This is a genomic window from Streptomyces liliifuscus (assembly GCF_016598615.1).
Classification (GTDB): domain Bacteria; phylum Actinomycetota; class Actinomycetes; order Streptomycetales; family Streptomycetaceae; genus Streptomyces; species Streptomyces liliifuscus.
On record NZ_CP066831.1, the window covers coordinates 2,690,242 to 2,715,670 of the forward strand.

Annotated in this window: 19 protein-coding genes; 8 read left to right on the top strand and 11 right to left on the bottom strand. The window is 71.5% G+C overall.

Features of this window, described 5'->3' with window-relative positions; translation table 11 throughout:
* Window positions 1-259: 259 nt before the first annotated feature.
* Together JEQ17_RS11415 and JEQ17_RS11420 are read left to right on the top strand one after the other, a co-directional pair.
* Complete coding sequence (locus tag JEQ17_RS11415; RefSeq protein WP_200395142.1) at window positions 260-628, top strand: hypothetical protein; 369 nt, start codon at window positions 260-262, stop codon at window positions 626-628.
* Between the two features lie 92 nt (window positions 629-720).
* Window positions 721-1,926 (top strand): serine hydrolase, encoded by a 1,206-nt coding sequence (locus JEQ17_RS11420; protein ID WP_200395143.1) that lies wholly within the window; start codon window positions 721-723, stop codon window positions 1,924-1,926.
* Window positions 1,927-2,001: 75 nt separating this feature from the next.
* Here JEQ17_RS11420 and JEQ17_RS11425 read toward each other — a convergent pair whose 3' ends face one another.
* The 3 genes from JEQ17_RS11425 to JEQ17_RS11435 form a co-directional block, all read right to left on the bottom strand.
* A complete protein-coding gene (locus JEQ17_RS11425) occupies window positions 2,002-3,540 on the bottom strand; it encodes a serine/threonine-protein kinase (RefSeq protein ID WP_200395144.1) in 1,539 nt (512 codons plus the stop codon).
* 59 nt (window positions 3,541-3,599) lie between these two features.
* Complete coding sequence (locus JEQ17_RS11430; RefSeq protein ID WP_200395145.1) at window positions 3,600-4,412, bottom strand: FHA domain-containing protein; 813 nt, start codon at window positions 4,410-4,412, stop codon at window positions 3,600-3,602.
* Between the two features lie 209 nt (window positions 4,413-4,621).
* Window positions 4,622-5,308: a hypothetical protein gene (locus tag JEQ17_RS11435; RefSeq protein ID WP_200395146.1), complete on the bottom strand. Its 687-nt coding sequence runs from the start codon at window positions 5,306-5,308 to the stop codon at window positions 4,622-4,624.
* Window positions 5,309-5,627: 319 nt separating this feature from the next.
* On the opposite strand from JEQ17_RS11435, the gene JEQ17_RS11440 reads away from it, so the two are divergent.
* Window positions 5,628-7,235, top strand: coding sequence for a helix-turn-helix domain-containing protein (locus JEQ17_RS11440; protein ID WP_200395147.1), 1,608 nt, complete (start codon window positions 5,628-5,630; stop codon window positions 7,233-7,235).
* A gap of 50 nt (window positions 7,236-7,285) precedes the next feature.
* Here JEQ17_RS11440 and JEQ17_RS11445 read toward each other — a convergent pair whose 3' ends face one another.
* Together JEQ17_RS11445 and JEQ17_RS11450 are read right to left on the bottom strand one after the other, a co-directional pair.
* Window positions 7,286-9,028 carry a pyruvate dehydrogenase gene (locus tag JEQ17_RS11445; protein ID WP_200395148.1) on the bottom strand — a complete coding sequence of 581 codons (1,743 nt, stop codon included), beginning with the start codon at window positions 9,026-9,028 and terminating at the stop codon, window positions 7,286-7,288.
* Between the two features lie 100 nt (window positions 9,029-9,128).
* Window positions 9,129-11,357 (bottom strand): protein phosphatase 2C domain-containing protein, encoded by a 2,229-nt coding sequence (locus JEQ17_RS11450; protein WP_200395149.1) that lies wholly within the window; start codon window positions 11,355-11,357, stop codon window positions 9,129-9,131.
* 476 nt (window positions 11,358-11,833) lie between these two features.
* On the opposite strand from JEQ17_RS11450, the gene JEQ17_RS11455 reads away from it, so the two are divergent.
* From JEQ17_RS11455 to JEQ17_RS11465, 3 genes are all read left to right on the top strand, one after another.
* A complete protein-coding gene (locus JEQ17_RS11455) occupies window positions 11,834-12,841 on the top strand; it encodes a helix-turn-helix transcriptional regulator (protein ID WP_200395150.1) in 1,008 nt (335 codons plus the stop codon).
* A 36-nt stretch (window positions 12,842-12,877) separates the two neighbouring features.
* Window positions 12,878-13,363, top strand: a complete 486-nt coding sequence (locus JEQ17_RS11460) for a DUF456 domain-containing protein (protein ID WP_200395151.1) — start codon at window positions 12,878-12,880, stop codon at window positions 13,361-13,363.
* 137 nt (window positions 13,364-13,500) lie between these two features.
* Window positions 13,501-15,843, top strand: coding sequence for a glycosyl hydrolase family 95 catalytic domain-containing protein (locus JEQ17_RS11465; RefSeq protein ID WP_200395152.1), 2,343 nt, complete (start codon window positions 13,501-13,503; stop codon window positions 15,841-15,843).
* A 7-nt stretch (window positions 15,844-15,850) separates the two neighbouring features.
* On the opposite strand, the gene JEQ17_RS11470 is transcribed toward JEQ17_RS11465, so the two are convergent.
* The gene (locus JEQ17_RS11470; RefSeq protein WP_200395153.1) at window positions 15,851-17,074 is read right to left on the bottom strand and encodes an SGNH/GDSL hydrolase family protein; all 1,224 of its coding nucleotides are present in this window, start codon (window positions 17,072-17,074) and stop codon (window positions 15,851-15,853) included.
* 101 nt (window positions 17,075-17,175) lie between these two features.
* On the opposite strand from JEQ17_RS11470, the gene JEQ17_RS11475 reads away from it, so the two are divergent.
* Window positions 17,176-17,547: a PPOX class F420-dependent oxidoreductase gene (locus tag JEQ17_RS11475; protein WP_200395154.1), complete on the top strand. Its 372-nt coding sequence runs from the start codon at window positions 17,176-17,178 to the stop codon at window positions 17,545-17,547.
* Between the two features lie 8 nt (window positions 17,548-17,555).
* Here JEQ17_RS11475 and JEQ17_RS11480 read toward each other — a convergent pair whose 3' ends face one another.
* From JEQ17_RS11480 to JEQ17_RS11500, 5 genes are all read right to left on the bottom strand, one after another.
* On the bottom strand, window positions 17,556-18,038 hold the full coding sequence (locus JEQ17_RS11480) for a methylated-DNA--[protein]-cysteine S-methyltransferase (RefSeq protein WP_200395155.1): 483 nt from the start codon (window positions 18,036-18,038) through the stop codon (window positions 17,556-17,558).
* Complete coding sequence (locus JEQ17_RS11485; protein WP_325176330.1) at window positions 18,035-19,450, bottom strand: DNA-3-methyladenine glycosylase 2 family protein; 1,416 nt, start codon at window positions 19,448-19,450, stop codon at window positions 18,035-18,037. The genes JEQ17_RS11480 and JEQ17_RS11485 overlap by 4 nt, the downstream gene beginning before the upstream one ends.
* A 562-nt stretch (window positions 19,451-20,012) precedes the next feature.
* Window positions 20,013-21,125 carry a ribosome small subunit-dependent GTPase A gene (gene rsgA / locus JEQ17_RS11490; RefSeq protein ID WP_200395157.1) on the bottom strand — a complete coding sequence of 371 codons (1,113 nt, stop codon included), beginning with the start codon at window positions 21,123-21,125 and terminating at the stop codon, window positions 20,013-20,015.
* Window positions 21,126-21,369: 244 nt separating this feature from the next.
* Window positions 21,370-22,896 carry a cellulose-binding domain-containing protein gene (locus JEQ17_RS11495; protein WP_200395158.1) on the bottom strand — a complete coding sequence of 509 codons (1,527 nt, stop codon included), beginning with the start codon at window positions 22,894-22,896 and terminating at the stop codon, window positions 21,370-21,372.
* A 275-nt stretch (window positions 22,897-23,171) separates the two neighbouring features.
* Window positions 23,172-24,503 carry a radical SAM protein gene (locus JEQ17_RS11500; protein ID WP_200395159.1) on the bottom strand — a complete coding sequence of 444 codons (1,332 nt, stop codon included), beginning with the start codon at window positions 24,501-24,503 and terminating at the stop codon, window positions 23,172-23,174.
* A gap of 139 nt (window positions 24,504-24,642) precedes the next feature.
* On the opposite strand from JEQ17_RS11500, the gene JEQ17_RS11505 reads away from it, so the two are divergent.
* On the top strand, window positions 24,643-25,425 hold the full coding sequence (locus tag JEQ17_RS11505; RefSeq protein ID WP_200395160.1) for an alpha/beta fold hydrolase: 783 nt from the start codon (window positions 24,643-24,645) through the stop codon (window positions 25,423-25,425).
* The last annotated feature ends 4 nt before the right edge of the window (window positions 25,426-25,429 follow it).

The following is a 25,429-nucleotide window of genomic DNA, read 5'->3' on the forward strand; positions in this document are numbered from 1 at the left end:
CGATCATGCCCGATCCCCGCGTCCACGTGCACGATGAGACGGGCCGGTACATCCGCCCGTGGGACCGGCGGCCGACCCGACCGTGCCGAACTCTGCCGCGCCTACGGCCCCGGGTGCCGTGCGACCACCGGCCCTCGCACCAACTACCGATGCCGCGCTGCCGATCCGGTCGCAGTCAACCTGACATTCGTCAGGACCGGTCGCCCGCTTCTCTTCCTAGGGTTCGAGTTCAACGACTCCACGGAGGAGTAGGAAAACCATGCGCAGACTTCTTCGCGGCGCCGCCGCACTCGCCCTCGCGACCGCGGCCCTGACGGCGGTGGGCACGACGGAGGCCCAGGCGGCGAACGAGTGGGCCGGCTGCCCGTACGGCGCCGTGTGCGTCTACCCGCAGAACCAGAACCCCGCCGTCAGCCCCAGCCACATCTACTGGACGTACGGCACGCACAATCTCCACAACCAGTACGGCAACCACTGGGTTCTCAACAACCAGTACGACGGTGCGCTCGCGATGCTGTGCTACAGCAGCGGGACGGACTGCACGGCCGACATGCTCGCCGAGGGAACGGGCGTCTACGCCGACCTCACGCCGATCAACTCGATCTTCCTCAGGCCGCATCTGAACTGACCCGGCCTGCACCGTCCGCCGCTCGAAACCCGGCCGGTGCGGTCCCGCCAGTCGTCGGGGCCGCGCCGTTCCTCCAGGGGGAGACACCCACCATGCACCGCACCGCGCGCCTTCGCGGAACGGCCGGACACGTGTGGAGAACACTTCTCGCGTCCGCCGCCGCACTTCTGATCCTGACCTCCGGCGCGGCGGCCACACCGGCCACCGCCGCCGCCCAGGCACCCGCCGCCGCCCAGATCCCCGACGGCGTCACCGCCGGGGTCGCCGTCTTCGACCGGCAGACGGGAACCTTCACCGAACAGGTCAACGCCTCCGCGCAGTTCAGGTCCGCCTCCGTCGTCAAGCTGCTGCTGACCCTGGACTTCCTGTGGAACCGCGGGCCGTCCTACTCGATCCCGGCCGCCGACCGGGCCCGTCTGGAGCCCATGCTGCGCAGCAGCGACGACAACGCCGCCAATTACTACTGGTCCAACTACGGCGGTTCGGCGATCATCACCCGGATGGTCCGCGAGCTCGGCCTGACCGACACCGCCCCGCCGCCCGCCGGCTACGAGGGCTACTGGGGCTACACCGCCCTGTCGGCCCGCGACACCGTGAAGATCTACCGCTACCTCCTGGACACGGCACCGGCCCCGGTGCGCGACTTCGTCATGGGCAACCTGCGCCAGTCCACGCGCTGCGCCTCGGACGACTTCGACCAGCACTTCGGCATCGCCGGGGCGTTCGACCGCCCCTGGGCCGTGAAGCAGGGCTGGGCGGGCTCCTCGTACCCGGAGGGCACGTGCGGCACGCCGGACTCGGCCGCCGCCACGCGTGCGACCACCGGCGCGCGGACCGCCGCCGCTCCGGAGAACCGCGCCGCCGATGCCGTGAACCTCACCCGCCCGGCGCTGCACACCACCGGCACCGTGGGCGCGGGCGACCGTACGATCGTGGCGGTCCTGACGCTCCATCCGGACGGCACCTCGTACGGCAAGGCCTACACCGACATCGGCCGGCTGACCCGCTCCCTGAACGTGCCCGGCGGGGTACGGCCGACGGGCAAGTGGTACGGCACCTGGAGCGAGCACGTGAACGTCCGCCGGGACCCGTCCACGGCCAACCCGCCCATGACCCAACTGCCCGCAGGGGTCGAGGTGTTGGTGGGCTGCCAGAAGAAGGGCCAGACCGTCAGCGTGCCGCCCTACAACAACGAGTGGTGGGCGTATCTGCCCCAGTACGGCGGCTACATCTCCAACATCTACATCAGCTCGCCCGACAACCGGCTGCCGGACGTGCCGGACTGCGCCGGGTCGTGACCGAGGCGTGAGCCGTCGAGCCGGGTCCCCTTCGCCTGCCGGGGGCCCGGCTCACCGTTCGTGGTCGGCGAGAAGTCACCGTTCGTAGTCGGCGAGATAGCGCATCACCTTGTCCACGTGCGGCCTCACGCGCTCCGGGACACCGCGCTCCTCGATGATCGTGCGGTCACTCGTGCGGTAGCCGGCCACGACCAGCTTGACGAGGTCCTTCTCCGGCAGCCCGGCCTCCTTGAAACGCTGGTCGAGCCAGCACACGTACAGGCTCATCGTCGAGATCGCGTCGGGCGGCGACATGTGGTCCTTGTCGCCGTCGCCGTCGCCGTCCACGGCCCAGGCCCGGAACACCGAGGGCGTCCACATCGCGATGCCGAACTCCTCGGAGGCCGGGCGGGCCGCCTTGGCGTCGAACCCGCTCTCCGCCTTGAGCATGGCCGCGAGCACGATGGGGGTGATCTCCTTGTCGGTGCAGCGGTGCGCGGCCTTCACGATGACCGGGCGCAGTGCCGCCGGCACGTCGGAGTCCGGCGGGATCTCTCCCGCGGCCACCGCAACCGGGCTGCCCGTCACGGTGGGCTTGGCGGACGTGCCGGAGCCACCGGCGTCGTCCTCCCCGTCGTCACCCCGCAGCAGGAGCACACCGGTCACGGCGACGGCCCCCGCCAGGACGCCCGCGACGACCGGCACCAGCCGCCGGCGACGGCGGGGCGCGCCGGAGAGCTCGTCGACGCGGGCCTTGAGGACGTCGGCGGTGTACTGGAGGCGCGTGGCGTGGTCCGGCGAGAGACAGTCGGCGATCAGTCGACGCCTGCTCTCCTCGATGTCGGCGTCCAGACGCAGCGGTGCGGTCCCGCGCGCGTAGGACTGGGCGGCGAGGGAGCGCGCCCTGGCGGTGGCCCCGGGGAAGGGGTGCAGCCCGCCCGTGAGCACCTGGTGGGCGAGGACGCCGAAGGCCCAGATGTCGGCGGTCGTCCGGACGACCGTGCCCCGCGCGTCGGTGCGCTGCGACCACCACTCGGGCGGCAGATGGTCGAGGGTGCCGAGCGGCGGCATGTGGGCGTGGGTGCCCTCCAGTTCCGCGGCGACCCCGAAGTCGGCGAGCCACACGTCGCCGTCCGCGCTCAACAGGATGTTGGCCGGTTTCAGATCGCCGTGCACCCATCCGGCACCGTGCATGTGCGCGAGACCGGCGGCCACCGAACGCAGTACGCGATCCGCGTCGGGCACCGGCCGGCCCGCCGGGGAGGCGTCCAGCACGTCCTGCAGGCTGCGCTCGGCACGGTCCATGACCAGGGCGATCGAACCGTCCAGACCGGGATGCTCGGGCGCCTCGACGGTGCACACCGCATGGGTCCGTACGAGGTTGGGGTGGTTCGCCTCCCGGCTGAACCGCACTTCGCGCTGGACGAGTTCACCGAGGGCGGCCCGCTGCCCCGGAGCCAGGGCGTCGGTGCGCAGCACCTTCACCGCGACCGGGGTGCCGTCGGCGACGGAACGCGCCTCGTGGACGGTGCCCCAGGCGCCGGATCCGATGGGTGCGCCGAGCTCCCAGCCGTCGATGCGGAAACCGGCGGGGAGGTGCGGGGAGGGGTCTGTGGGAGGGGTGCGGGGGGTCAATGCGGGGCCTTCTTCGTGGGGCGGAGGCGGGTGGGAGCCTTCCGCACTGGACGACGGTGTCACGCGGGAGCTTCCTGTACGGACCGGCGGCTCGCCGTCCGGCGCGGAAGCAGGGCGAGGTGCTCCTCGCGTACGAGGCCGAACCGGAGCGCCGACGCCACCAGTCGGGCCCGCTTGGCACCGGTACGGCCGCCCTGCTCCCCTTCCATGTCCCCCTGGTCCAGGCGCAGTTTCGCGAAGGACAGGTAGTCGATGTGGTAATTCACCGCGGAGCGGGACAGATCACGGCAGGAGTCCAGCGGACGCAGCCGTTCCGCGATCTCCCCCGCGCCGGGGAGCGTCGTGTCCGAGGGCTCGCGCAGCCGCGGCTCGCACAGCGCGACCAGGACGAGGAAGTACTTCGACGTCTGGTCGAGGGCGAAGGGGTTGACGGTCTGGTCGCCGGCACCCGGCACGGACCGCTCGTCGAGATAGGCGTGCTGCGGAGCGAACACCTTGAAGTCGACGGTCCCGTTCAGGGCGGGCAGCACGACACGGGAGAACTCGAAGGGGACCGGCGCGCCGAGACGGCCGGGGGCCACCGTGATGTACTCGCCGGCGCCCTCCAGGTTCTCCACCACATAACCGGCGGTCCGGCTGAAGTTGGACAGCCGCCAGTAGTCCTCGGCGGCCTCCAGCCGTCCGGCGCGCCGCGAGACGCCCGGGTCGGCGAGCACGACCGCCAGGTCCGCGGCCCCCGACCCGCCGCGCCCGAAGTCGGCCATGTCGCCGGGCCCCAGGTGCAGCAGCCCTGGTCCGGGCCCGCCTTCGCGTCGGTCGTACTCGTCGTCCGCCCACGACGGACCCGGTAATTGAACAATGATCGTTTCCACGACGGCTCTCCCCCGATGAGGTCGCCAGGATTGTAGTGCGCAGATCAACCACGGGCACCGGCGGCGGCCGGTTCTCGCCTCGCCGCCGTACGGGACCGCCTGCTCCCGATGCCCTAATGCCCCTTGGTACCCGGTGTCGCCCGCGCGAAGGAGCCGCCCTCTCACACCCCCGTGGCGGGAGGGCGGCTCCAGCACTTTCCCCGCAGCGGTCAGTAGAGCTTGTTGACCGCTGCGGTGGTCGTCTTCTTGAACGCCTTCACCGGCGCGTCGGAGAAGTCGCCCATCTGCCCCCAGTGCACGAGGGTGACGGCCCGGCCGTCCCGGCCGACCGAGTAGAGGTTGATGTCGGTGGCGCCCCAGGACGTCTCGGTGTGCAGGCCGTAGGCGTGGGCGCCCTCCTCGACCGACAGCTTGCCGTAGTCCTTCAGCGCGGCCTCGGTCTCCGGGTCGGACTGCTCGATCCGTGTGACGCACGCCCGGATGTCCTTGTTCAGCCGCGTGGCCAGAGCCTTGGCCTTGGCGTCGCTGCCGACGACGAAGGTGAGCTGCTGGGCGTTGGTCTCAAGGTCGGTCCGGAAGTCGCGGTACCGGGAGTCGTAGCCCGGCAGGGTCTCCTCGAAGCAGAACCGGAGCTCGTCCGGCACGCCGTCCGTGACCTTGCCCGCCCGCCAGGAGGACGTGGGGTGCGGGGGCAGCTGCGAGGCCGACAGGAACTTCGGCCACGCGGCCGCCTTCACCTTCGCCAAAGCGTTCGTGGCGGCGTGCTTCGAGACGCTCGCGTCCTTCCCTGCGGAGTCCTTCCCCGTGGCGTCGGCCGGGCCGGCGAGCACCGCACCGAAAGCGACGCTCGCGGCGACGAAGGTGGTGAGCGAGGCCGCTCGGGTGCGCTTGGACATGGGTCCCCCTGTGTACGAGTGCATGGCTGATCCACGCGGGTCGGTGAAGTGAGGTGCACATGGGAAGGATCCGTGTGCACGGGTGTCGACGCCGGTCCCGGTCGTGGGCTGCCACCGGGTGGTCGGTCCGGCGGCGGTCGGTGCGACACCAAGAGCATCAGCCGTCACTCGGGGCCTGCGCAACAGTCAACGCCGGATCCGCGACGGTGGAACCATCCCAGGCCATCTGACGTGCAGGTACATGGAGTGCCTGGGATGCCTTCCCGGGACTGGAACCGCCCCTTGACCACGGGGCCACGACGAGAAGCACGGGGGCACGGTGTCGACTCGGGACGACGACGTCGAGGAGTTCGCGGCACTGCTGAGGCGTCTGAAGGCGCGCGCGGACCGCAGTTACGGCGCCCTCGCGCGCCGGGTGAACATGAACACCTCGACGCTGCACCGCTACTGCGCCGGTGACGCGGTGCCGCTCGACTTCGCCCCCGTGGAGCGGTTCGCCGCACTGTGCGGGGCGACACCGGCCGAGCGGCTCGAACTCCACCGCCTCTGGATCCTGGCGGTGGCGGCACGACAGCGACCGCGGACGTCGGGGGCGCAGGAGAGTCCGGATCGGGATCCGGCGCTGGCCTCGGCTCCGGCTCCGGTCGCCGGCGCAGCCGACACCGGGCCCGGCGGAGGTCGTGCCGAGTCCGAGGGCGGCACCGCCCCTCAGGAGATCGACGCCACCGAGAAGGCCGACGGCCCCGAGGGAAGCGACAGGGCGGAGGGAAGCGACGGACCAGAGGGAGTCGGCGGCCCCGACAGAAGCCACGGCCCCGAAGAGACCGACGAGTCGGAGCCTTCGGACGCGGGCGCGGAGGCGGAGGCGGACACGGGTGCGGACGCGGGCTCGGACACTGACGTGGGCTCGGAGGCCGACTCCGTATCGAGCGTGCCGACCGTTTCCAGTTCCTCCGGCGGGTCAGGTCCGCGCCCCCGCCGGGCCTGGTACCGGCGGCGGGTCGCGGTCACCGCCGCGGTGGTGACGGTGCTGCTGGTCACGCTGGGCAGTCTGTCCGCCCTGTCCGACGACCGCCGGTCCGACGACGCCTCCCAGGTGGTCGGCCCGAGCGAGGGCCCGACCTCGACGGGGCCCACGGGCAACCCACGTGACGGCCGGTCCACGAGCCCGTCGCCCAAGTCCTCCGGACCGGCGTCGTCCTCGCCGAAGCCCGACGCCGGGGGAAAGGCGTCCACACCCCCCGGCAAGGACGGCGAGCCGTCGGCGAACGCCGGCCGGCCGAACGGTTCCGGTGCCACCGGGCTCCCGCTGACCTGGACCGCGAACTCGCACGGCTGGACGTTCGACTGCGGCCACGAGTACGTCGTCGACAGGAAGCCTGAAGAGGTACCACCGCCTCCGATCACACAGGACGCCGCGAGGTGGGCGGCCAGCCAGAACGCGGTGCACGGGCGCGAGACGATCGTGAAGATCTCGGTCCAGGGAAAATCGTCCACCGCCGTCGTCCTGGAGGCCCTCCGGGTACGGGTCGTCGGACGCTCGACCCAACTGCGGGGTGCCGGCTACTCCATGGACGAGGGCTGCGGAGGCGCGATCACCCCGCGCTCCTTCGCCGTCGACCTGGACAAGGACCGGCCCATCGCACGTGCGGTCGCGGGCGGTGACGTCGACGGGCCGATCCCCGCGATGCGTATGCCCTACCGGGTGTCCGCGGAGGACCCGGAGGTGCTGCTCGTCAACGCACGGACGAACTCCTGCGACTGCCGCTGGTACCTGGAGCTCGACTGGTCGTCCCAGGGACGCACCGGCACGATCCGTGTCGACGACCACGGCAAGCCGTTCCGTACCAGCGGCGTCGAGGGTCTCCCGCGCTACTGGTACGGCTCGGTCGGTTCGGAACGCCAGTGGGTCCCCCGCACCGACTGAGCCACGGCGTCCCGAGGCGGCTTCCTGAGGAGGCTTCCTGAGGCGGCTGCCTACGGTCGCGGCACGTTGCGCAGGTTGGAGCGGGCCATCTGCAGCATCCGGCCGACTCCCCCGTCCAGCACGATCTTCGACGCCGACAACGCGAACCCCGTCACCATCTCCGCGCTGATCTTCGGCGGGATCGACAGGGCGTTCGGGTCGGTGACGATGTCGACGAGCGCCGGGCCCTTGTGCCTGAAGGCGTCCTTCAGCGCGCCCGCGAGCTGCTTGGGCTTCTCGACGCGCACTCCGTAGGCACCGCAGGCACGGGCGACCGCGGCGAAGTCGGGGTTCTTGTTGGCGGTCCCGTACGAGGGAAGTCCGGCGACCAGCATCTCCAACTCGACCATGCCCAGGGAGGAGTTGTTGAAGAGGACGACCTTCACCGGCAGGTCGTACTGGACGAGGGTGAGGAAGTCGCCCATCAGCATGGAGAATCCGCCGTCGCCCGACATCGAGACGACCTGGCGCTCCCGGTCGGTGAACTGGGCGCCGATGGCCTGCGGCAGCGCGTTCGCCATCGAGCCGTGCGAGAAGGAACCGATGATGCGGCGGCGGCCGTTGGGTGTGATGTAGCGGGCCGCCCATACGTTGCACATGCCGGTGTCGACCGTGAACACGGCGTCCTCGTCGGCGAGTTCGTCGAGGACGGAGGCGACGTACTCGGGGTGGACCGGGACGTGCTTCTCGACCTTGCGCGTATAGGCCTTCACGACGCCTTCGAGAGCGTCGGCGTGCTTCTTCAGCATCTTGTCGAGGAAGCGGCGGTTGCTCTTGGGGCTCACCTTCGGGGTGAGACAGCGCAGGGTCTCCTTCACGTCGCCCCACACCGCGAGGTCCAACTTGGAGCGCCGGCCCAGGCGTTCGGGCCGTACGTCGACCTGGGCGATCTTGACGTCGTCGGGCAGGAAGGCGTTGTACGGGAAGTCCGTCCCGAGCAGGATCAGCAGGTCGCACTCGTGGGTGGCCTCGTAGGCGGCGCCGTACCCGAGGAGTCCGCTCATGCCGACGTCGTACGGGTTGTCGTACTGGATCCATTCCTTGCCGCGCAGGGCGTGCCCCACCGGGGACTTGATCTTCTCGGCGAACTGCATGACCTCGGCGTGCGCGCCGGCGGTGCCGCTGCCGCAGAAGAGCGTGACCTTGTCGGCCTCGTCGATCATCGCGGCGAGCTTGTCGATCTCGGTGTCGCCCGGGCGGACGCTGGGGCGGGACGTGACGAGGGCGGTCTCGACGGGCTTGTCGGGGGCGGGCTGGTCGGCGATGTCGCCCGGCAGCGTCACGACGCTCACGCCGCTCTGTCCGACGGCGTGCTGGATGGCGGTCTGCAGCAGCCGGGGCATCTGCTTCGGGTTGGAGATCATCTCGCTGTAGTGGCTGCACTCGCGGAACAGCTGGTCGGGATGTGTCTCCTGGAAGTACCCGAGGCCGATCTCGCTGGAGGGGATGTGCGAGGCGAGGGCGAGGACCGGGGCCATGGAGCGGTGGGCGTCGTAGAGGCCGTTGATGAGGTGCAGGTTGCCCGGGCCGCAGGAGCCGGCGCAGGCGGCGAGGCGGCCCGCGATCTGGGCCTCCGCGCCCGCCGCGAAGGCGGCCGTCTCCTCGTGGCGGACGTGGATCCAGTCGATGGCCGAGTTGCGCCGGATGGCGTCGACCACCGGGTTGAGGCTGTCGCCCACGACTCCGTACAGGCGCTTGACGCCCGCGCGGACGAGGATGTCGACGAACTGCTCGGCGACGTTCTGCTTGGCCATGAGTCACACGCCCCTCAGCTGTCCTCAGCCGGCTGTTCTTCAGCTGTCTTTCGCTGTCACAGGTGCCCTTTCATGTCCCATGAATTCACAGCGGGCGCGGTTACGCCTCCCAAACCGCCGCGGCTGTCCGGTCGTCGGCGTACCCCTTGACCCGTACCAGGGTGTCCGCGAGGAACGCCGCGAGGCCGGGCGGATCGCCGTCCGACCAGCGGGAGGTGAGGTGTTCGGCCAGGCCGGGTTCGCCGCGCAGGGGTTCGGCGAGACCGCTGGTGCACAGCAGGAGGGTGTCGCCCGGGCGGGCGACGGAGGCCCGGAAGCGGAACGGGTCGCGGGGCGGCGGCTCGGGGGCCGGTTCGTACGGGCTCGGGGGTGTGGTGATGCCGAGGTCCATGGTGAGCCGGTCGCCGTCGGGGGTCTCGTGCGGCAGCGATCCGAAGCCGACGACGGCCTCGCCTGTGGTGTCGGCGACGTGCGGCTCGATGTCCTGCCACTCGCCGTCGCGCAGCCGGAAGAGGCCGCCCGCTCCGACGCCGAAGAAGACACGCGTGCGGCACTCGGGGTCCCCGGGGAGGAGGAGGCAGCGCAGGCTCGCGGTGTACTCCTCCGGTTCGATGCCCTGCTCGGCGGCGCTGGCCCGCAGTTTGCCGAGGCTGCGGTCGGTGAGCCGGTGCAGTCCCGACTTGAGGTCGCCCCGCCGGGCGGCCCGGATGTCCTCGGCCAGGCGCGCGTGGCTGCGGCCGACGGCCCGCCCGATCCACTGGCACGCCTCGGCGGCGGCCCGGTGCGCGCCGGGGGTGGCGCGGGCCCCGGTCGCCATCGCGACGAGCACGAGGGCGCCGTCCCCGACGCCGAAGCGGGCGGTGAGCAGGGAGTCCCTGCGCGGCTCGCCCCGATAGCGCGCCGAGTCCCCCCGCACGGACACGGCCCGCAACGTGGACGTCCCGTACGCCGCCCCGTCCAGCACGGTGTCCGCCACGAGATCATCGAGCTCGTCCACGTCTGCGGGCGGCAGCGCGGTCGGCTCGGCATCGTAGGTGGGCGGCCCCGAGCCCACGTAGTCGACGGGGGCGGGAAGGTTGGGGGCCTGTACAGCCGCTTGTACGGGTTCCTGTACGGGGCCCTGGTCGGAGGGGGCACCCGACGGGGCGTCGACGAGGGTGGCGGGCGGAACATACGGGGAGGCGCCGGCGGGCGGCGGCGACGCATCGGCACCGGTGGGAGTCCGCGACGCGGGCGTCCCGACCCCGGGCGCCTCCGTGGACGCACCACTGCGGGGCACCACGGCGCGGAACCCCGGTGGCTGGGGCCCTGGTGGCTGGGCGTCCGGCGGCTGAGGGCCCAGCGGCCGGAACTCGGGGGGCTGGGAGCTCGACGGCTCGAACTCGGGCGGCTGAGGGCCCAGCGGTCGGAACTCGGGGGGCTGGGAGCTCAATGGCTGCGGATCAGGTGACTGAGGGGACAGTGGCGTGAACACGGGCGGCTGGGAGTCCGGTGGGAAAGAGGCCGGGCCCGGTGGTTCGGCGGGTGGGGCCTCCCAGGGCGCCCGCTGCCGCTGAAGTCCGCTGCGCCGCAGCGGGTCACTCTCCGGCCCGCCGGACGGGAGTGCCTCTCCGCCGGCCGCCGGTTCACCACCGGGCGCGGGCCCGCGCGGGGCCTCTGCCCACGGACCGCGCGCCGCGCTTCCGGCCGCAGGCCCGTCGGCGCCAGCCGGTCCATCGGCCCCAGGCCCGCCTCCTGCGGGCCTGTTGGGCGAGGGGCCGCCACGCGCAGGCCCACCGGGAACGGGGCCGCCGCCTGCGGGCCCATGGGGCGAGGGGCCACCGTGCGCAGGACCGCCGGCCGCGGGCCCGCCTCGTGCAGGGTCGTTGCCCGCAAGACCGCCCGGCACGGGTCCGCCCGTCGCGGGCCCGACCGTCCCGGAGCCGTCAGGTTCAGGTCCGCCAGGACGTGGGCCGTCGGGGCGCTCCGGTGGTTGGCGGTCGGGGAGGCCCCAGCCGGCGACCGGCCAACCGGTGCCGAAGGTGGTGGCCGCGGGGCCGTCGGGGGTGGGCCCCTCGTCGGCGGGGGACGGCTCGGCCGGGTTCGAGCCCGCTCCGAGGCGGCGGCGTTCGGTCGGTGTTCGGGTGCGGGGCGGTGGGATTGCGGGGCCCGCGACGGGCGTGGGCGGGGGCGCGGCCTCCGGGGCGCCCAGAGTGTCCGACGCCGAGGCGAAACGGTCGTCGAGGGAGTCGGCCGCGGCCGCGGGCCCCGTATCCCCCGTGGAGTCGTCGTACAGCTGCCCCCACCAGTCGTCCTCTTGACCCGTGGGCTTCTCCCCCTGCTGGCTCATGCCCCTAATTGTCCACCGCGGAGGCCGGATGAAAACGGTGCATCCGGAAAAACCGGCCACGGGGTTGGGCGTCGAACGGCGATACGAACCGCCGGGCGATCCCACCCCCCACGGGAGAACCGCCCGGCGGCGCCGGTGTGACCGCGGGCCCCGGCGCACGCCGTACACCCGGGTCACGGTCTGAACGGCCGAGTTCCCCAGTTCTCCTGGGAGTCACCCGGTTCGGCCCCGAGTGTGACCCGCTTCCCTGAGGGACAGCTGTGCCCGGTGGTGACGGCCCGTCCGCCGCCCCGCACCCACCCACCGCGTACTCGGCCCTCCCGGTCCGTGGCGGGTCCTCGCCACGGGCCGCGCTTCGTGCTGCGGTGGCGCCACCTTGGCAGAGAGACGGATGGTACGGGGATGATGTGCCGAGGCGGTTTTACGCCGTGGCCGTTTTCCGCCACGGCCGGGTCTTCGGGGAGGGGCGTCGCCGTATGCCGGGAGCGACAGGTCTGACAGCGATAGGGCTGGACGAGACACACGAGTCGGCCTACCGGGCGCTGGTGTCCGTGGGCGCCGCGGACGTGCCCGATCTCGCGAGGCGGCTCACCCTCGGCGAGCACGACACCGAGCGCGCGCTGCGCCGGCTGGAACGGCACGGGCTGGCCGCCCAGTCGTCCGCCCGGCCGGGCCGTTGGGTCGCGGCGCCGCCCGGTGTCGCGATCGGCGCGCTGCTCACCCAGCGGCGCCACGAGCTGGACCAGGCGGAACTGGCGGCCGCGCTGCTCGCCGAGGAGTACCGCGCCCGGGCCGTCGAGCCCGCCGCGCACGACCTGGTCGAGGTGGTGACCGGCGCGGCCGCGGTCGCCCAGCGGTTCCTGCAGCTCCAGCTCGGCGCGAGCGAGGAGGTGTGCGCCCTGGTCACCGGGAACCCGGTCGTCGTCTCCGGCACCGACAACGACGCGGAGGAGCAGGCCGCCGACCGTGGCGTCCGCTACCGCGTGGTCGTCGAGAGGTCGGTGCTGCACCTGCCGAACGGCATCGCCGAGCTGTCCGCCGCGCTCGGCCGCGACGAGCAGGTACGGGTCGTGGACAGGGTGCCGACCAAGCTCGTGATCGCCGACCGCGCCCTCGCCATGGTGCCGCTGACCTCGCGGACCCTGGAGCCCGCGGCCCTCGTGGTCCACGCGAGCGGGCTGCTGGAATCGCTGTCGGGCCTGTTCGAGGCGGTGTGGCGGGACGCGCTGCCGCTGCGTCTTGGCGCGCCCGACGCGGTCACGGAGGAGGAGCGGGACGGCCCGGACGGCACCGACCTGGAGATCCTCTCCCTGCTGCTGGCCGGGCTGACCGACGCGAGCGTCGCCAAACAGCTCGATCTCGGCCTGCGGACCGTACAGCGTCGCGTGAAGCGGCTGATGGAGCTGACGGGCGTGACGACCCGGCTCCAGCTGGGCTGGCACACGTACGAGAAGGGCTGGGTGGCCCGGGAGCGACAGGACTGACCTGCGATTTCGCCCGCTCTCCCGCACTCTGGACAGATGGGAGCGTGGGAACTCCTGCTGGTCGGTGTGGTGCTGCTGCTCGGCCTGAGCGGAGTGCTGGTACCCGGCGCGCCGGGGTCGTGGCTGGTGTGGGCCGCGGTCCTGTGGTGGGCGTTCGAGGATCCGCAGGGGATCTCATGGGCCGTACTCGTGGGCGCCACGGCCGTCCTGTTCGTCGCCCAGGTGATCCGCTGGCAGCTGCCGCCGCGCCGGCTGCGCGCGAGCGGCGCCACCCCGCGCATGGCGGCGTACGCGGGCGTGGGGGCCCTGCTGGGCTTCTTCCTGCTGCCCGTGCTGGGCGCGATACCCGGCTATCTCGGCGGCGCCTATCTCGCCGAGCGGCTGCGGCTCGGCGGACACGGGGAGGCGAAGGCGTCGGTCCGCTCGGTGATGCGGGCGGGCGGGACGAGCGTGCTGGTGGAGCTGTTCGCCTGCCTGCTGATCACGGGGGCATGGCTGGGGGCTGTGATCTGGGGTCCGTGATCCCGCTCCGCACACTCCACACATCGGATCTCTCCCTTTATATTGACGGCTTCCTGCACCTTCTCTACGTTGCGTCTCGGGATAGCTCCGATGAATCTCCGGAGTGCACGCAGTAGAACGAGCCGCCAGGAGGCGCGATGCCCAGCCCGTCCAGACGAACCGTGCTCGCCACCGGATCCGCCCTGGGCGGGACACTTCTCGCCACCGGCCTCCCGGCACAGGCGAGCGCGGCCGCCCATGGAAGCGCCCCCGAAGCCCTGTACGCCCCCTCCACGTCCTCCGACCCCTGGCGTGCCGTCCTCGACGACGCCGACCTGGTCTGGGAGAAGATGCCGAAGACCTGGTACGAGGGCCCGTACCTGGGCAACGGCTTCCTCGGCTCCGGGATCTACGCCGAACCGGGCCGGGAGACCGAGGCAGTCCGCTTCAACATCCAGCACTCCGAAGTGCAGGACCACCGCCCGCAGTTCGGCTCCCTCTTCGGTCTCGCGCGGCTGCCGATCGGCCACTTCACCCTGGAGCCGGTGGGCGCGATCACCGGCCTGGACTGGCGACTCGGGCTGCGCGACGCCGAGTTGACCGGCACGCTCACCACGGACCGCGGCACCCTCACCATCCGCGGCCTGATCCACACCACCCGCTCGGTACTCGCCGTCGAGGTGACCCCGAGCAAGGGCGAGCGCGACTTCCGGTGGGTGTTCCACCCGGCGGACGCCATCAGCCCCCGTGCCGCGTTCAAGCCGATCCCGCCGGGATACGCGGGCAACCCGCCCGCCGAGATCGACGAGCACGACGGCGTGTCCGCTGCCGTTCAACCGCTCCTCTCCGGCGGCCAGCACGTCACAGCGTGGCGGGAGCGGACACGAGGCTCCCGCCGGACGCTCTACGTCAACGTCGCGCACTCCTACCCGAAGTCGACGGCACTGCGGCAGGCCCTGACCACCGTCCGCACGACCGCACTCCTGCCGTACGACGCACTGGCGTTGACGCATCGCGCCTGGTGGCACGCCTTCTACCGCAAGAGCTTCCTCTCCCTCCCGGACGCGCGCATCCAGCGCTTCTACTGGATCCAGCTCTACAAGACGGCGTCCGCGGCCCGTCGTGACGCCCCCGCGATGGCCACCAGCGGCCCCTGGCTGGAGCCCACACCCTGGCCCGCGACCTGGTGGAACCTGAACGTGCAGCTGGAGTACTGGCTGATCCACGGCTCCAACCACCTCGAACTCGACGCCGTGACAAGGTCGTTGAGCGAGTTCCGCGACCACCTCAAGGCCGAGATGGCGCCCGCCTACCGCGGCGACTCACTGGGCATTCCGCGCACCACCGATGCCTCGCTGGTCAACGGCGGCGCGACGGACCCCGTACTCGGCTACGGCGTCGGCATCCCCGGCCAGGACCCGCCGACCCCCGAGGTCGGCAACCTCACCTGGGCCCTGCACAACGTCTGGCTCAGCTACCGCCACACCATGGACAAGTCGATCCTCCGGGACGTCCTGTTCCCGCTCCTGCGCAAGGCGATCAACTACTACCTGCACTTCCTGGAGCCGGGCGCGGACGGCAAGTTGCACCTCCCGGCGACCTTCTCACCCGAGTACGGCGGCAACTCGCGGGACTGCAACTACGACCTGATGCTGCTGACCTGGGGCTGCCGCACCCTCCTCGAATCCGCCGAACTCCTCGGCATCAACGACAAGTTGGCGCCCCGCTGGCGCGAGGTCCTGGCCAAACGGGCCGCCTACCCCACCGACGCGAACGGCTTCATGATCGGGGCGGACATCCCCTTCGCGAAGTCACACCGCCACTACTCCCACCTCCTGGCCGTCTACCCGCTGTACGAGCTGACGGGCGACACCCAGGACGAAAAGGCCCTGATCGAGAAGTCGTTGGCGCACTGGGTCGGCTTCGAGGGCGCCCTCCAGGGCTACACGTTCACGGGCGCGGCCTCGATGTCGGCGCTGCTCGGAAAGGGCGAGGACGCGCTCAGCTACCTGGGTCAGCTGATGAACCGCTTCATCCAGCCCAACACGATGTACAAGGAGTCGGGCCCGGTCATCGAGACCCCGCTCTCCGCCGCCCAGTCGGTCCACGACATGATCTGCCAGTCCTGGGGCGACGTCATCCGCGTCTTCCCCGCCCTGCCCGCCGCCTGGGCCGACCTGACGGTTCACGACTTCCGAACCCAGGGGGCCTTCCTGCTCAGCGCGGTACGGAAGGGCGGGCAGACCCGCTGGGTACGCCTCGTCAGCGAGGCGGGCGCCCCCTGCGTCGTACGGCATGGGATCGCGGGCGCGATCGACGTACGGGACGGACACGGGCGGCCCCTGCGGTACAAGGACGCGGGCGACGGGGCGATCCAAGTCACCCTGCGCAAGGGCGAGTCGGCGCTCATCACCGCCAAGGGCGACCGGCCGGACCTGCGCATCGCCCCGGTCGAGCCGAACGAGGAGGCCCCGCGCTGGGGTCTGCCCGCCACGCCGTGACCTGTCCTTACCCCTCCAGCACCCTCAGGTCGATGCTGTCGGCGAGGGCCCGCATGCCCGCGTCGTTGAAGTGGAGGTGGTCGCCGGGATCGTAGGCGGCCAGCATGCGGTTCGGCCGGGACGGGTCGCGGACGACGGCGTCGAAGTCCGCGACCGCGTCGAACAGCCCACCGCTACGGATGAGCCGGTTGACCTCCTGCCGTACGCGCTCACGCCTGTCCGTGTATCCGCCGTAGCCGCCGAACGGGGTGAGCGTGGCGCCCACGACCCGGATGCCGCGGGCGTGGGCGCGCCGCACGATCTCGCGGTACGCGGCACCGAGGGCGGCCGGGTCGGTCTGGTTCGGCGCGCTCTTGATGTCGTTGATGCCCTCCATCACGATCAGCGTGCGCACGCCGGTGCGGGAGAGGACGTCGGCGTCGAGCCGGGCCAGGGCGCTGGGCCCGCGGCCTTCAAGCAGCAGCCGGTTCCCGGCCACTCCCGCGTTCAGGACGCCCTGCTGCCGGCGCGCGGGCAGAGCGCGCAGCCGCTCGGCGAGCCGGTCGGGCCAGCGGCGGTTGGCACTCGGCGTCGAACCTGAGCCGTCGGTGAGGGAGTCCCCGAGCGCGACCACGCTCCTCGTGGCCTCCGCCCGCCGTACGTCGACCCCGGTCACGTAGTACCAGGAGCGCGTGGTCGCCGTGAACGCCGTACCCCTCACATCGGCGACCCGATTGCCCTTCGGGGCGACGAAGTTGGTCTGCAGGGCGTCGCGGTGGTACGTGGCCGGGCCCGAGTCACCGGGCGTGTGGACGGTGACGAGGAGATTGGCGGCGGCCGGAACGCCGAGCGTCACGGAGTCGCTCACCACGTCCCTGCCCACCGGGACGGTCACCTTCTTCCGCCCGCCGAACGTGAGCGTGCGCATCGTGCCGGGGAGGGCGTCCGGGCTCTTGGGGGCGTTGCGCACCTGCCGGGCGAGGGTGGCTCCGCCGAGGGCCAGCGGCAGGGTGCCGAGACGGTTCGAGATCCGTACGCGGACTGCCGTGCCGCCGACGCTCGTGTGCACGACGTTGCGGATCGAGGCGCCGGGAAGGGCTGCCGCGGTACCGGAGGCGGAGCCTTCCCACGTGCCGGTCCAGTGCGCGGGGGCGGTCCGCGCGAGGGGCTCCCGGCCTCCGTGGGCGACCCCCGTACCCATCAGCGTGAGCGTCAGCGCTCCGGCCACGGCAACCAGCGTCTGTCTGACCATGCGTCACTGCCTTCCGCCGACGGAGCCCGGCCGGGTCGGGTCCCGGGACCTAGGGCCAGGATCCGATGCGGAGGACATGAAATCCGTGTTTGGCTGCAGCTATGACCGCATTCAGTGAAGCCGAACGGGTGTACCTAAAGTCCCAGCGACTCGGCCGGCTGGCGACCGTGGACCAGCACGGGCAGCCGCAGGCGAACCCCGTGGGCTTCTATCCGCAGGACGACGGCACGATCCTGATCGGCGGATACTCCATGGGCACCACCAAGAAGTGGCGCAACCTCCAGAAGAACCCCAAGGTCGCCCTCGTCATCGACGACATCGTCAGCCTCCGCCCCTGGAAGGTGCGCGGCGTGGACATCCGGGGCGAGGCCGAACTCCTCACGGGGCCCCATGAGTTGGGCCCGCACTTCAGTGAGGAGCTGATCCGGATCCACCCGCGGCGGATCCACAGCTGGGGGTTGGAGGAGGAGTAGGGCGGCCCTTATCGGCCTTCCAGCTTCAGCAGTTGGAGCTTCCGCTCCAGGCCGCCCGCGTAGCCGGTGAGCGAGCCGTCGGCGCCGATCACCCGATGGCACGGCCGGACGATCAGCAGCGGGTTGGCGCCGATCGCCCCGCCGACGGCCCGCACGGCGACACGCGACGCGCCGATCCGCGCGGCGATCTCCCCGTACGTGGTCGTCGCCCCGTAGGGGACGGAGTCGAGGGCGCCCCAGACCTTCTCCCGGAAATCGGTACCGCTCGGCCTCAACTCCAGCTGGAACTCCTTGAGTTCACCGGCGAAGTAGGCCGTGAGCTGCTCTCGGGCGTCCCCGAAGAGCTCGGGCGCGGGCCGCCAGTCCGGTTGGACGGTGCGGCCGCCCTTCTGCCCGGGGACCGAGAGGGAGGTCAGGGCTCCGGACTCGTCCGCGGTGAGCAGGAGTTGGCCGACAGGGCTGTCGAGCTCGGCGTAGTGGACGTTCGTCATGATCGGTGCTCTTCCAACTCGTTCGGGGTCATTGGTTCTGTCCGGTCGGCCACTCTCAGATGGTGCAGGGCGTAGGAGCGCCAGGGGCGCCAGGCGTCCGGGACGTCCTCGTCCGGTGGTGCCACGTCGGGGTCGCCCAGGGCACGGGTGCGGATCAGTGCCACGGTCCGTGGATCCACGCCCGGCAGGGCTAGCAGCGCGGACTGTGCCTCCTCGCGGTCGGCGCCCGGGTCCAGCCTCAGGCTGCCGTCGGCCAGCGCTGTGGCTAGGGCGCCCAGCGTGCCGTCCGTGTCCGCGAGCGCGGCCGGCTCGGGAAAGACGTGCGTGAGCGTTCCGCAGGGCGCGTCCAGCAGCTTCCCGTACGCCCGCACCAGGCGCTCCGCCTCGTCCCGTCCTACCAGGGCCCGCACGGCCAGTTCCTCCGGGTCTGCGGCCCCGGGCGAACGCAGGCCTGGCCTGGCCGCCACCAGCGGTGCCAGTCGCTCGTCGGCTCCCAGGCGCTCGTCCACGGCGTACGGGTCGGAATCCAGGTCCAGGAGCCGCCGCAGCCGCTGTACCGCTGTGGTCAGGTCGCGCAGGTCGGTGAGGTGCAGTCTGGCGTCGAGCCAGCCGCCCGCGTGGGCGGAGGCGCCGGACAGCCGCTCGCCGACGGCCACGATGCCTGTGCCGTACGGCAGCCGCAGGGTCCGCCGATAGGTACGGGAGCCGGCACCGCCGGTCACCTCTTCGACACCGGCGACGGCCTCGGCGGCCAGCAGGTCGAAGACCTCACCGGCCTGGTACTTGCCGCGGTACGCCAGCCGCAACGGGATCCCCGCCGACGGGGTGGCCGCACGACGCGAGGCGGCACCCCGGCGGGGTGCGGCGGCGCGCAGCTCGGTCGGTGTCGAGGCGTACACCGTGCGGATCGTGTCGTTGAACTGGCGCACACTCGCGAACCCGGCCGCGAACGCGATCTCCGTGATCGGCAGCTCCGTGGTCTGGAGCAGCACCCTCGCGGTGTGGGCCCGCTGGGCCCGTGCCAGGGCGACCGGGCCTGCGCCCACCTCCGCGGTGAGCTGCCGCTGCACCTGGCGGGCGCTGTAGCCGAGCCGCACGGCGAGCCCGGCGACTCCCTCGCGGTCCACGACCCCGTCGCCGATCATCCGCATCGCGCGCCCCACGACGTCCGCGCGTACGTTCCACTCGGCGGAACCCGGCGCGGCGTCCGGGCGGCACCTGCGGCACGCCCGGAACCCGGAACTCTGGGCGGCGGCGGCCGTCGCGTAGAACCGGACGTTCTCCCGCTTCGGCGTCACCGCGGGGCAGCTCGGCCTGCAGTAGATACCCGTCGTCTCCACCGCGAAGAAGAACTCCCCGTCGAACCGGGCGTCCCTGCTCCGCACCGCTCCATACCTGGTCTCTTCGTCAATCACCCCTCCAGTCTGCGACACCGCCGACCACCCGGCTGGCGGAAATCGGACATGACGCTCACCGTCCGTGGGTGGGGCGGGGCCGTGCCGGTATGTCACGTTCGCGACGGCGGGGCATACGGCCCTGAGTTTCATTGGTCACCGTCTCCAGCGGGAGCCGTATGTCGCGAACGCTGACACACCGGCACGGCCCCGCCCCACGCGCGTCGGCGTCTGCGGCCCGGTGGGACGACGGCCGCACGCCGCCGTACGGCCCGAGGGGACGCGGCGGGGTGTCCGCCCGCAGCGGATGGCGCGTCCGCCCCGGGCACCCTGTTCGAAACTCACGCAGTCGCGCCAGACCGAGGACGGATACCCCGCCGCGGCACCGCCCCCGTGACCATCGGCAGGCGGACGACCGTGGTCCGCAGACGACCGACGGCACTCGGCCCCACCCACCCAGGGGCGCGGGGAACGGCGCGATCGGCCACAACGAACCCGCAGGCACAGAACCGACCCAAGCCCCCTCCCCCCAGGGGCGCGGGGAACTGCGCGATCAGCCCCCGCACGCCCGCAGGCGAAATCAGCGCCCCCTAGCCCCCCGCTTCACCTCCATCGCCGCCCGCCCCTCGGCGCCCCTCCGCTTCCACTCCTTTCGGAGCTCCGCTCGGACCCGCGCGTCCGTCTTGGCCACGATCCGCTGGTTCTCGCGGAGCAGCTTCCGGTAGCTCTCCAGTCGGCGCTCGGGCAACACCCCGGAGCCCGCGGCAGCGAGCACCGCGCAGCCGGGCTCGGCCTCGTGTGCGCAGTCCTGGAATCGGCAGGAGGCGGCGAGTTCCTCGATCTCCGAGAAGACCTGCCCGACTCCGCTCTCGGCGTCGTAGAGGCCGACCCCGCGCAGCCCCGGTGTGTCGATCAGTACGCCCCCGCCGGGGAGGACGAGCAGGTTCCGGGTCGTGGTCGTGTGGCGGCCCTTGCCGTCCACGTCACGTGCCGCCTGGACCGTCATCACGTCCTCGCCGAGGAGCGCGTTCGCGAGGGTCGACTTGCCGGCGCCCGACTGGCCGAGGAGGACGGAGGTTCCGCCGGACACTACGGCGCCGAGTACGTCGAGGCCGTCCCCGTCCGTGGAACTTACGGCCAGCACCTGTACGCCCGGAGCCGCCGTCTCGACGTCCTGGAGCAGATACGACAGGCCCACCGAGTCCGGTACCAGGTCCGCCTTGGTGAGTACGACCAGGGGCTGTGCGCCGGATTCCCAGGCCAGTGCCAGGAAACGTTCGATCCGGCCGAGGTCAAGTTCCACCGCCAGGGAGACCGCGATGATCGCGAAGTCGACGTTGGCGGCGAGGATCTGTCCTTCCGAGCGCTTGGAGGAGGTCGACCGTACGAAGGCGGTACGGCGCGGGAGGTACTGCTGTACGTAGCGGGGATCCCCGCCTGCGTCCACGACGGCCCAGTCGCCGGTGCAGATGACGCGCAGCGGGTCGTGCGGCGTCACGAACTCGGTGTCGACCCGGACGAGGCCGTCCGCGGTGATCACATCGCACTGTCCGCGATCGACCCGTACGACTCGGCCCGGGATGAGCCCCCGCTCCAGGTGGGGGCCGAATTCAGCAGCCCACGCGTCGTCCCAGCCGTAGGGCGCGAGCGGGTGGGCGGAAGAAGACAGTGAAAGTGAAGAAGAGGAAGACAAGGGGGACCCTTCGAAGGGTGGCCCCGGCCGCGCGCGCTCAGGCGCGGAGAAGGTGGATGTCAGCCGGCGACCACAGAGGTGGATTCGATGAACTTCCGGATGCGGGCAGCGCCCGGCTCGATGACAGCCATCGATCACACCTCCTTGATCACGCCAACATGATGTCGATGGTGGACACCCACCATGAGAACAGTCCGACCCTAGCTCTCTCCTGCACCTGAGCCAACCGGTTTACCGCCCGGCCTCAGCTGTGTGTGCAGCTGCGGCCGTTCAGCATGAACTCGTTCGGTTCCGCGTTGCCGTTGCCGGGCTTCCAGGAGCCGAGGAAGCCGACCGCGAACGATCCGCCGGCGGCGACCGACTTGTTGTAGTCGGCGGCGCTCGCGGTCACCCGGGAGCCGTCCTGGTCGAAGTTGCCGTCCCACATCTGGGTCACCTTCTGGCCGTCGGGGAAGGTCCAGCTGACGCGCCAGTTGTTGAGGGCGTAGTCGGACTTGACGGTGACGGTGGCCTGGAAGCCGTCGGGCCACTCGTTGACCAGTTCGTACCGGGCGTGGCAGACGGCGGGTTCGCTGGGGTTGGGGTCGGCACCGTCCTCCTCGGCCGAGGATGTGGAGTCGCCCTGTGGCTCCTTCTCCGACGCGGAGCCCGTACCGGAGTTCTCGTCGGTCTTCCCGGTGTGCGATGCGGACGCCTGCGGGGAGGTCGTGGAGGAAGCGATCGGGCCGTTCCCCGTGCTCGATGGCTCGGGGTCGAGCGAGGGGACCTGCTGGCCCACCGGCTCCCGGCCCGCCGTCCCTTCCAGGGAGCCGGAGCCCTCGTCCTCACCGAACGGCGCCAGCGTGACCGCCAGTGCCAGCAGGGAGACGCCGACTGCGGCGACGATCAGTCCGACCCTGCCTATGCGGGCGCGGCGTCCTTCGGCCGCGTCACCGTCCGGCTCGTCCGGGTCGTCGTCGGCCGCGCCGCGGCTGAGCCCCGACTCGACGGCCCTGCGGCGTCGTTCCAGGTAGGCGAGTCCGCCCCAGCCGATGACTCCGCCCGCGAGCGCGGCGGGCAGTCCTCCGCCGGCGAGCCGCAGACAGGCGGCGGCCTCCGCGCACTCGACGCACCGCGCGAGGTGCCAGGACAGGTCGTCCGGTACCTCGGCGGCGGGTGAGCGGGTGACCGCGTCGAGGAGCCGGGCGTAGCTGCGGCACTCCTCGGAGAGCGGTGTGTCGAGGTGGTTGCGGTGGCAGCGGTCGCGGAACACTCCGCGCACCTGATGCAGTTCCTCGGCCGCGCCCTCCGGGTCGAGCCCGAGCCGGCGGGCCACGGACGTGACGGGCAGCGCCTCGACCTCCACCAGCCACAGCAGCGCGGCGTCCGGTTCCTGCATGTCCCGGAGCCCGCGCAGGGCGAGCGGCCGGTGCAGGGGCGGTCCCGAGAAGCGGGCGGCCTGGTCGGAGTTGAGCCACAGGCGGAGGTCGGGGTCGAGGCGATCGCCCTGGCCCTTCGCCTCCCAGATGGCGGTGGTCTGGCGTACGGCGGTCAGGAGCAGCGGTATTCGCGGCAGCCGGGGTGTGCGGGCCCGGCGCCCGAAGTTCCTGCCGCCGGACTCGGCCTCCGCGGCACGCGCTTCGCGTATGCCGAGCGAGAACGCCTCGGAGGCCAGTTGGCGGGCATGGGTGGAGGCGCCGGTACAGAGATCGGCGTACGAAAGGACCGCGTCCCAGCACTCCGAGAACAGAGTGGCCTCGGCGGCGTCCTGAGGGGTCGGCAGGTCTGGCATGGGTGGGGACTTCACCTGCATCCACAAGCGGGGTCAACTCACCTGGGTAATACGGGAGTTGAGGGGGACGTCTGCGACGGGACCAGAGTTTTTCACGGTTCCTGCACAACTGACAAGCGGCACTTGCACATCCGGTTACCGCGGGTCGCACGTCCCACCAGGCCCATCGGCCTCAGCCGTGCTTCAGTCGTACACCAGTTGTACGTCCCGGCAGCCCCAAATGACTCAACCGACTGTCACTGGAACTGCCGTACGTCCCCATCCGCCCCGTCCCCTCAGACCGCGGGCACCTCTTCCGTCACCTCGTTCGCCGGCAGGCTGTCCATGAAGGAACTCACCGAGAAGACCGCGTTGCCCGGCCCGGGCGGACCGTATCCGGGCGGCGAGGAGAGCCCGAAGTCCTCCATCGTGGAGCGGTAGGCCTCAAGGAGCCGGATGTGGTACTCCAGCGGGGCGCCCTGCGGATTCGCCTTGCCCAGCGGGGTCGTCGGCTCCGGGCACCAGGTGGTGAAGCGGGGCGTGATGCCCTGCGACATGAAGAAGCGCAGGCCCTCCGTCGTGGACGCGATCGCCTCGTCGACCGTGGTGAAGCCGAACGGCTCCGCCATCTCCACGCCCGCCACGAAGTTGGGGATCACATTGCGCGCGCCGAAGATCTCCGCCGAGTCGAGGATGCGCTTGTGCCACTCGTCGCGGCCGACGTACCGCTCCTTGCCCGGGCAGTACATCTTGAACAGGTACTCGTCCCACACCTCGTAGTTGGGGTGGTAGATCTGTACGCCGTAGTCCTTGAAGCGCTGCACGTCGTCGCGCGGGAGTGCCTGGGCCACGACCTTGCCGATCCACCGGCCCGGGAAGTGCTCCTCGATGGCCTTGGCGTACATGCCGTAGAAGTCGGCCTCGTCACGGCCCTGGAGCTTGGAGGTGATGGCGCCGCCGGTGAGGGTGTAGGCGGTGGAGGCCTTCGCCGTGTCGTAGCGGTCGATGATCTCCAGGGCTTCGAGGACCTCGTCCACGTCCTTGACCCCGGTGTACGGGCGGCCCGCCGCCTTGTGCTGGCGCCAGTTGTGGTTGATGTCGCAGTACTGGCACTCCTCCTTGGCGCCGAAGTACTGGCAGACCCGGAAGACGGTCAGGTAGATCAGGTAGCCCCACTGGATCGTCGGGGCCACCTCCATGACGGACTTCCCGTTGGAGAGCTTGTGCCGGTAGTACTCCGGCATCGGCGGGACCCCGACGTCCGAGATCCGCTTCCCGTCGAGGTAGAGGCCGAGCACGCCGTCCTCGCCTGCGGCCACGCGGTACGGCGAGGACGGGTTCACCCGCACGGACACCACGGTCCGGCGCAGGTCGTACGGGCCGCCGGTGAGGATGATCTCCTCCGGCGGGCGGCGCAGCGCGGCCTCGCCCAGCTCGGGCAGGGTGCCGTGGTCGAAGGAGAAGATGAAGTACGACTTCGGTTTGACGTCCCCGTCCTCGTTGTCACTGAGTGCGGAGTCGTCGAAGGCCACACCCCCACGGAGCAGGTCCTCCTTGAAGACGGCTTCCCGCGGTACGTGCGGGAACCTCTCCATCAGGTCCTCGACCAGCGCGGTACGGCTGCCCATCCCGTCCTCCTAGCTCCCGGTGCTCCCGGCTGCTGTGCTCGACTCCTCACGGTATGCCCCTCCTCCCGGGGCCGCGGTGCCGGGTCCCTCCTGGTGGCGAGTCCCTCCTGGTGGCGGGGCCGCGTCTAGAGTCGCCTTCGTGACCACCTCCCCTCCGGTAGCCCTCCATCACGCGGACCACCCCGGCACGGGACCGGCTCTCCTCCTGGTGCACGGCTGGGGCGGCGACGCCGACGACTGGGCGCCCACCCTCCCCTACTGGCGGCACCGGGTGATCGTCCCCGACCTGCGGGGCCACGGCCGCTCCCCGAAGCCGCCGAGCGGCTACGGCCCGCGCGACTTCGCCGCCGACCTGGCGGACCTGCTGGGCCGGCTGGACCCGGGCCCGGTGATCGCCGTCGGCCACTCGATGGGCGCCCAGGCGGTCACGGCTCTCGCGGTGGAACACCCCCGTCTCGTACGGGCGTTGGTGGTCGTCGACCCGGCGTACGGAGCCGACGAGGGCGAGGCCGTACGCATCCCCCGGGAGCAGGAGGAGCTACGGAGAGAAGGCGCGGAGTGGGCCGCCCGCTTCGTGGAGAGCGCCTTCCGGCCGGGTGAACATGACCAACTGCGCGACCGGCAGCGGAAGTTGATGGCCTGCATGGACCCAGAGGTCCTGGCCCTGTGCCGCGACGGCATGTACCTGGCCCCGGACGCCTTCGGCCTGCGGCCCGCCACCCGCGCATACCTGGGTCGCCGCGACTGCCCCGTATTGGCCGTGTACGCGACCGCCACCGCCGCCGCCTTCGAGCGCAGCACCCTCACCCGACCAGACTCCCGCATCGAGGTGTTCGAGGCCTGCGGCCACTACCTGCACGAGGAACGCCCCCGGGAACTGGCCTCCCTGGTGCAAGAGTGGTCCCCCCTCCGTGCCCCGTAAGGGG

Excerpts from the sequence above, each read along its gene's own strand:
- JEQ17_RS11500 (WP_200395159.1), bottom strand. The coding sequence starts at position 24,503 with ATGGGCAGCCGTACCGCGCTGGTCGAGGACCTGATGGAGAGGTTCCCG.
- JEQ17_RS11420 (WP_200395143.1), top strand. The coding sequence starts at position 721 with ATGCACCGCACCGCGCGCCTTCGCGGAACGGCCGGACACGTGTGGAGA.
- JEQ17_RS11460 (WP_200395151.1), top strand. The coding sequence starts at position 12,878 with ATGGGAGCGTGGGAACTCCTGCTGGTCGGTGTGGTGCTGCTGCTCGGC.
- JEQ17_RS11450 (WP_200395149.1), bottom strand. The coding sequence starts at position 11,357 with ATGAGCCAGCAGGGGGAGAAGCCCACGGGTCAAGAGGACGACTGGTGG.
- JEQ17_RS11455 (WP_200395150.1), top strand. The coding sequence starts at position 11,834 with ATGCCGGGAGCGACAGGTCTGACAGCGATAGGGCTGGACGAGACACAC.
- JEQ17_RS11475 (WP_200395154.1), top strand. The coding sequence starts at position 17,176 with ATGACCGCATTCAGTGAAGCCGAACGGGTGTACCTAAAGTCCCAGCGA.
- JEQ17_RS11435 (WP_200395146.1), bottom strand. The coding sequence starts at position 5,308 with ATGTCCAAGCGCACCCGAGCGGCCTCGCTCACCACCTTCGTCGCCGCG.
- JEQ17_RS11465 (WP_200395152.1), top strand. The coding sequence starts at position 13,501 with ATGCCCAGCCCGTCCAGACGAACCGTGCTCGCCACCGGATCCGCCCTG.
- JEQ17_RS11445 (WP_200395148.1), bottom strand. The coding sequence starts at position 9,028 with ATGGCCAAGCAGAACGTCGCCGAGCAGTTCGTCGACATCCTCGTCCGC.
- JEQ17_RS11470 (WP_200395153.1), bottom strand. The coding sequence starts at position 17,074 with ATGGTCAGACAGACGCTGGTTGCCGTGGCCGGAGCGCTGACGCTCACG.
- JEQ17_RS11415 (WP_200395142.1), top strand. The coding sequence starts at position 260 with ATGCGCAGACTTCTTCGCGGCGCCGCCGCACTCGCCCTCGCGACCGCG.
- JEQ17_RS11495 (WP_200395158.1), bottom strand. The coding sequence starts at position 22,896 with ATGCCAGACCTGCCGACCCCTCAGGACGCCGCCGAGGCCACTCTGTTC.
- JEQ17_RS11480 (WP_200395155.1), bottom strand. The coding sequence starts at position 18,038 with ATGACGAACGTCCACTACGCCGAGCTCGACAGCCCTGTCGGCCAACTC.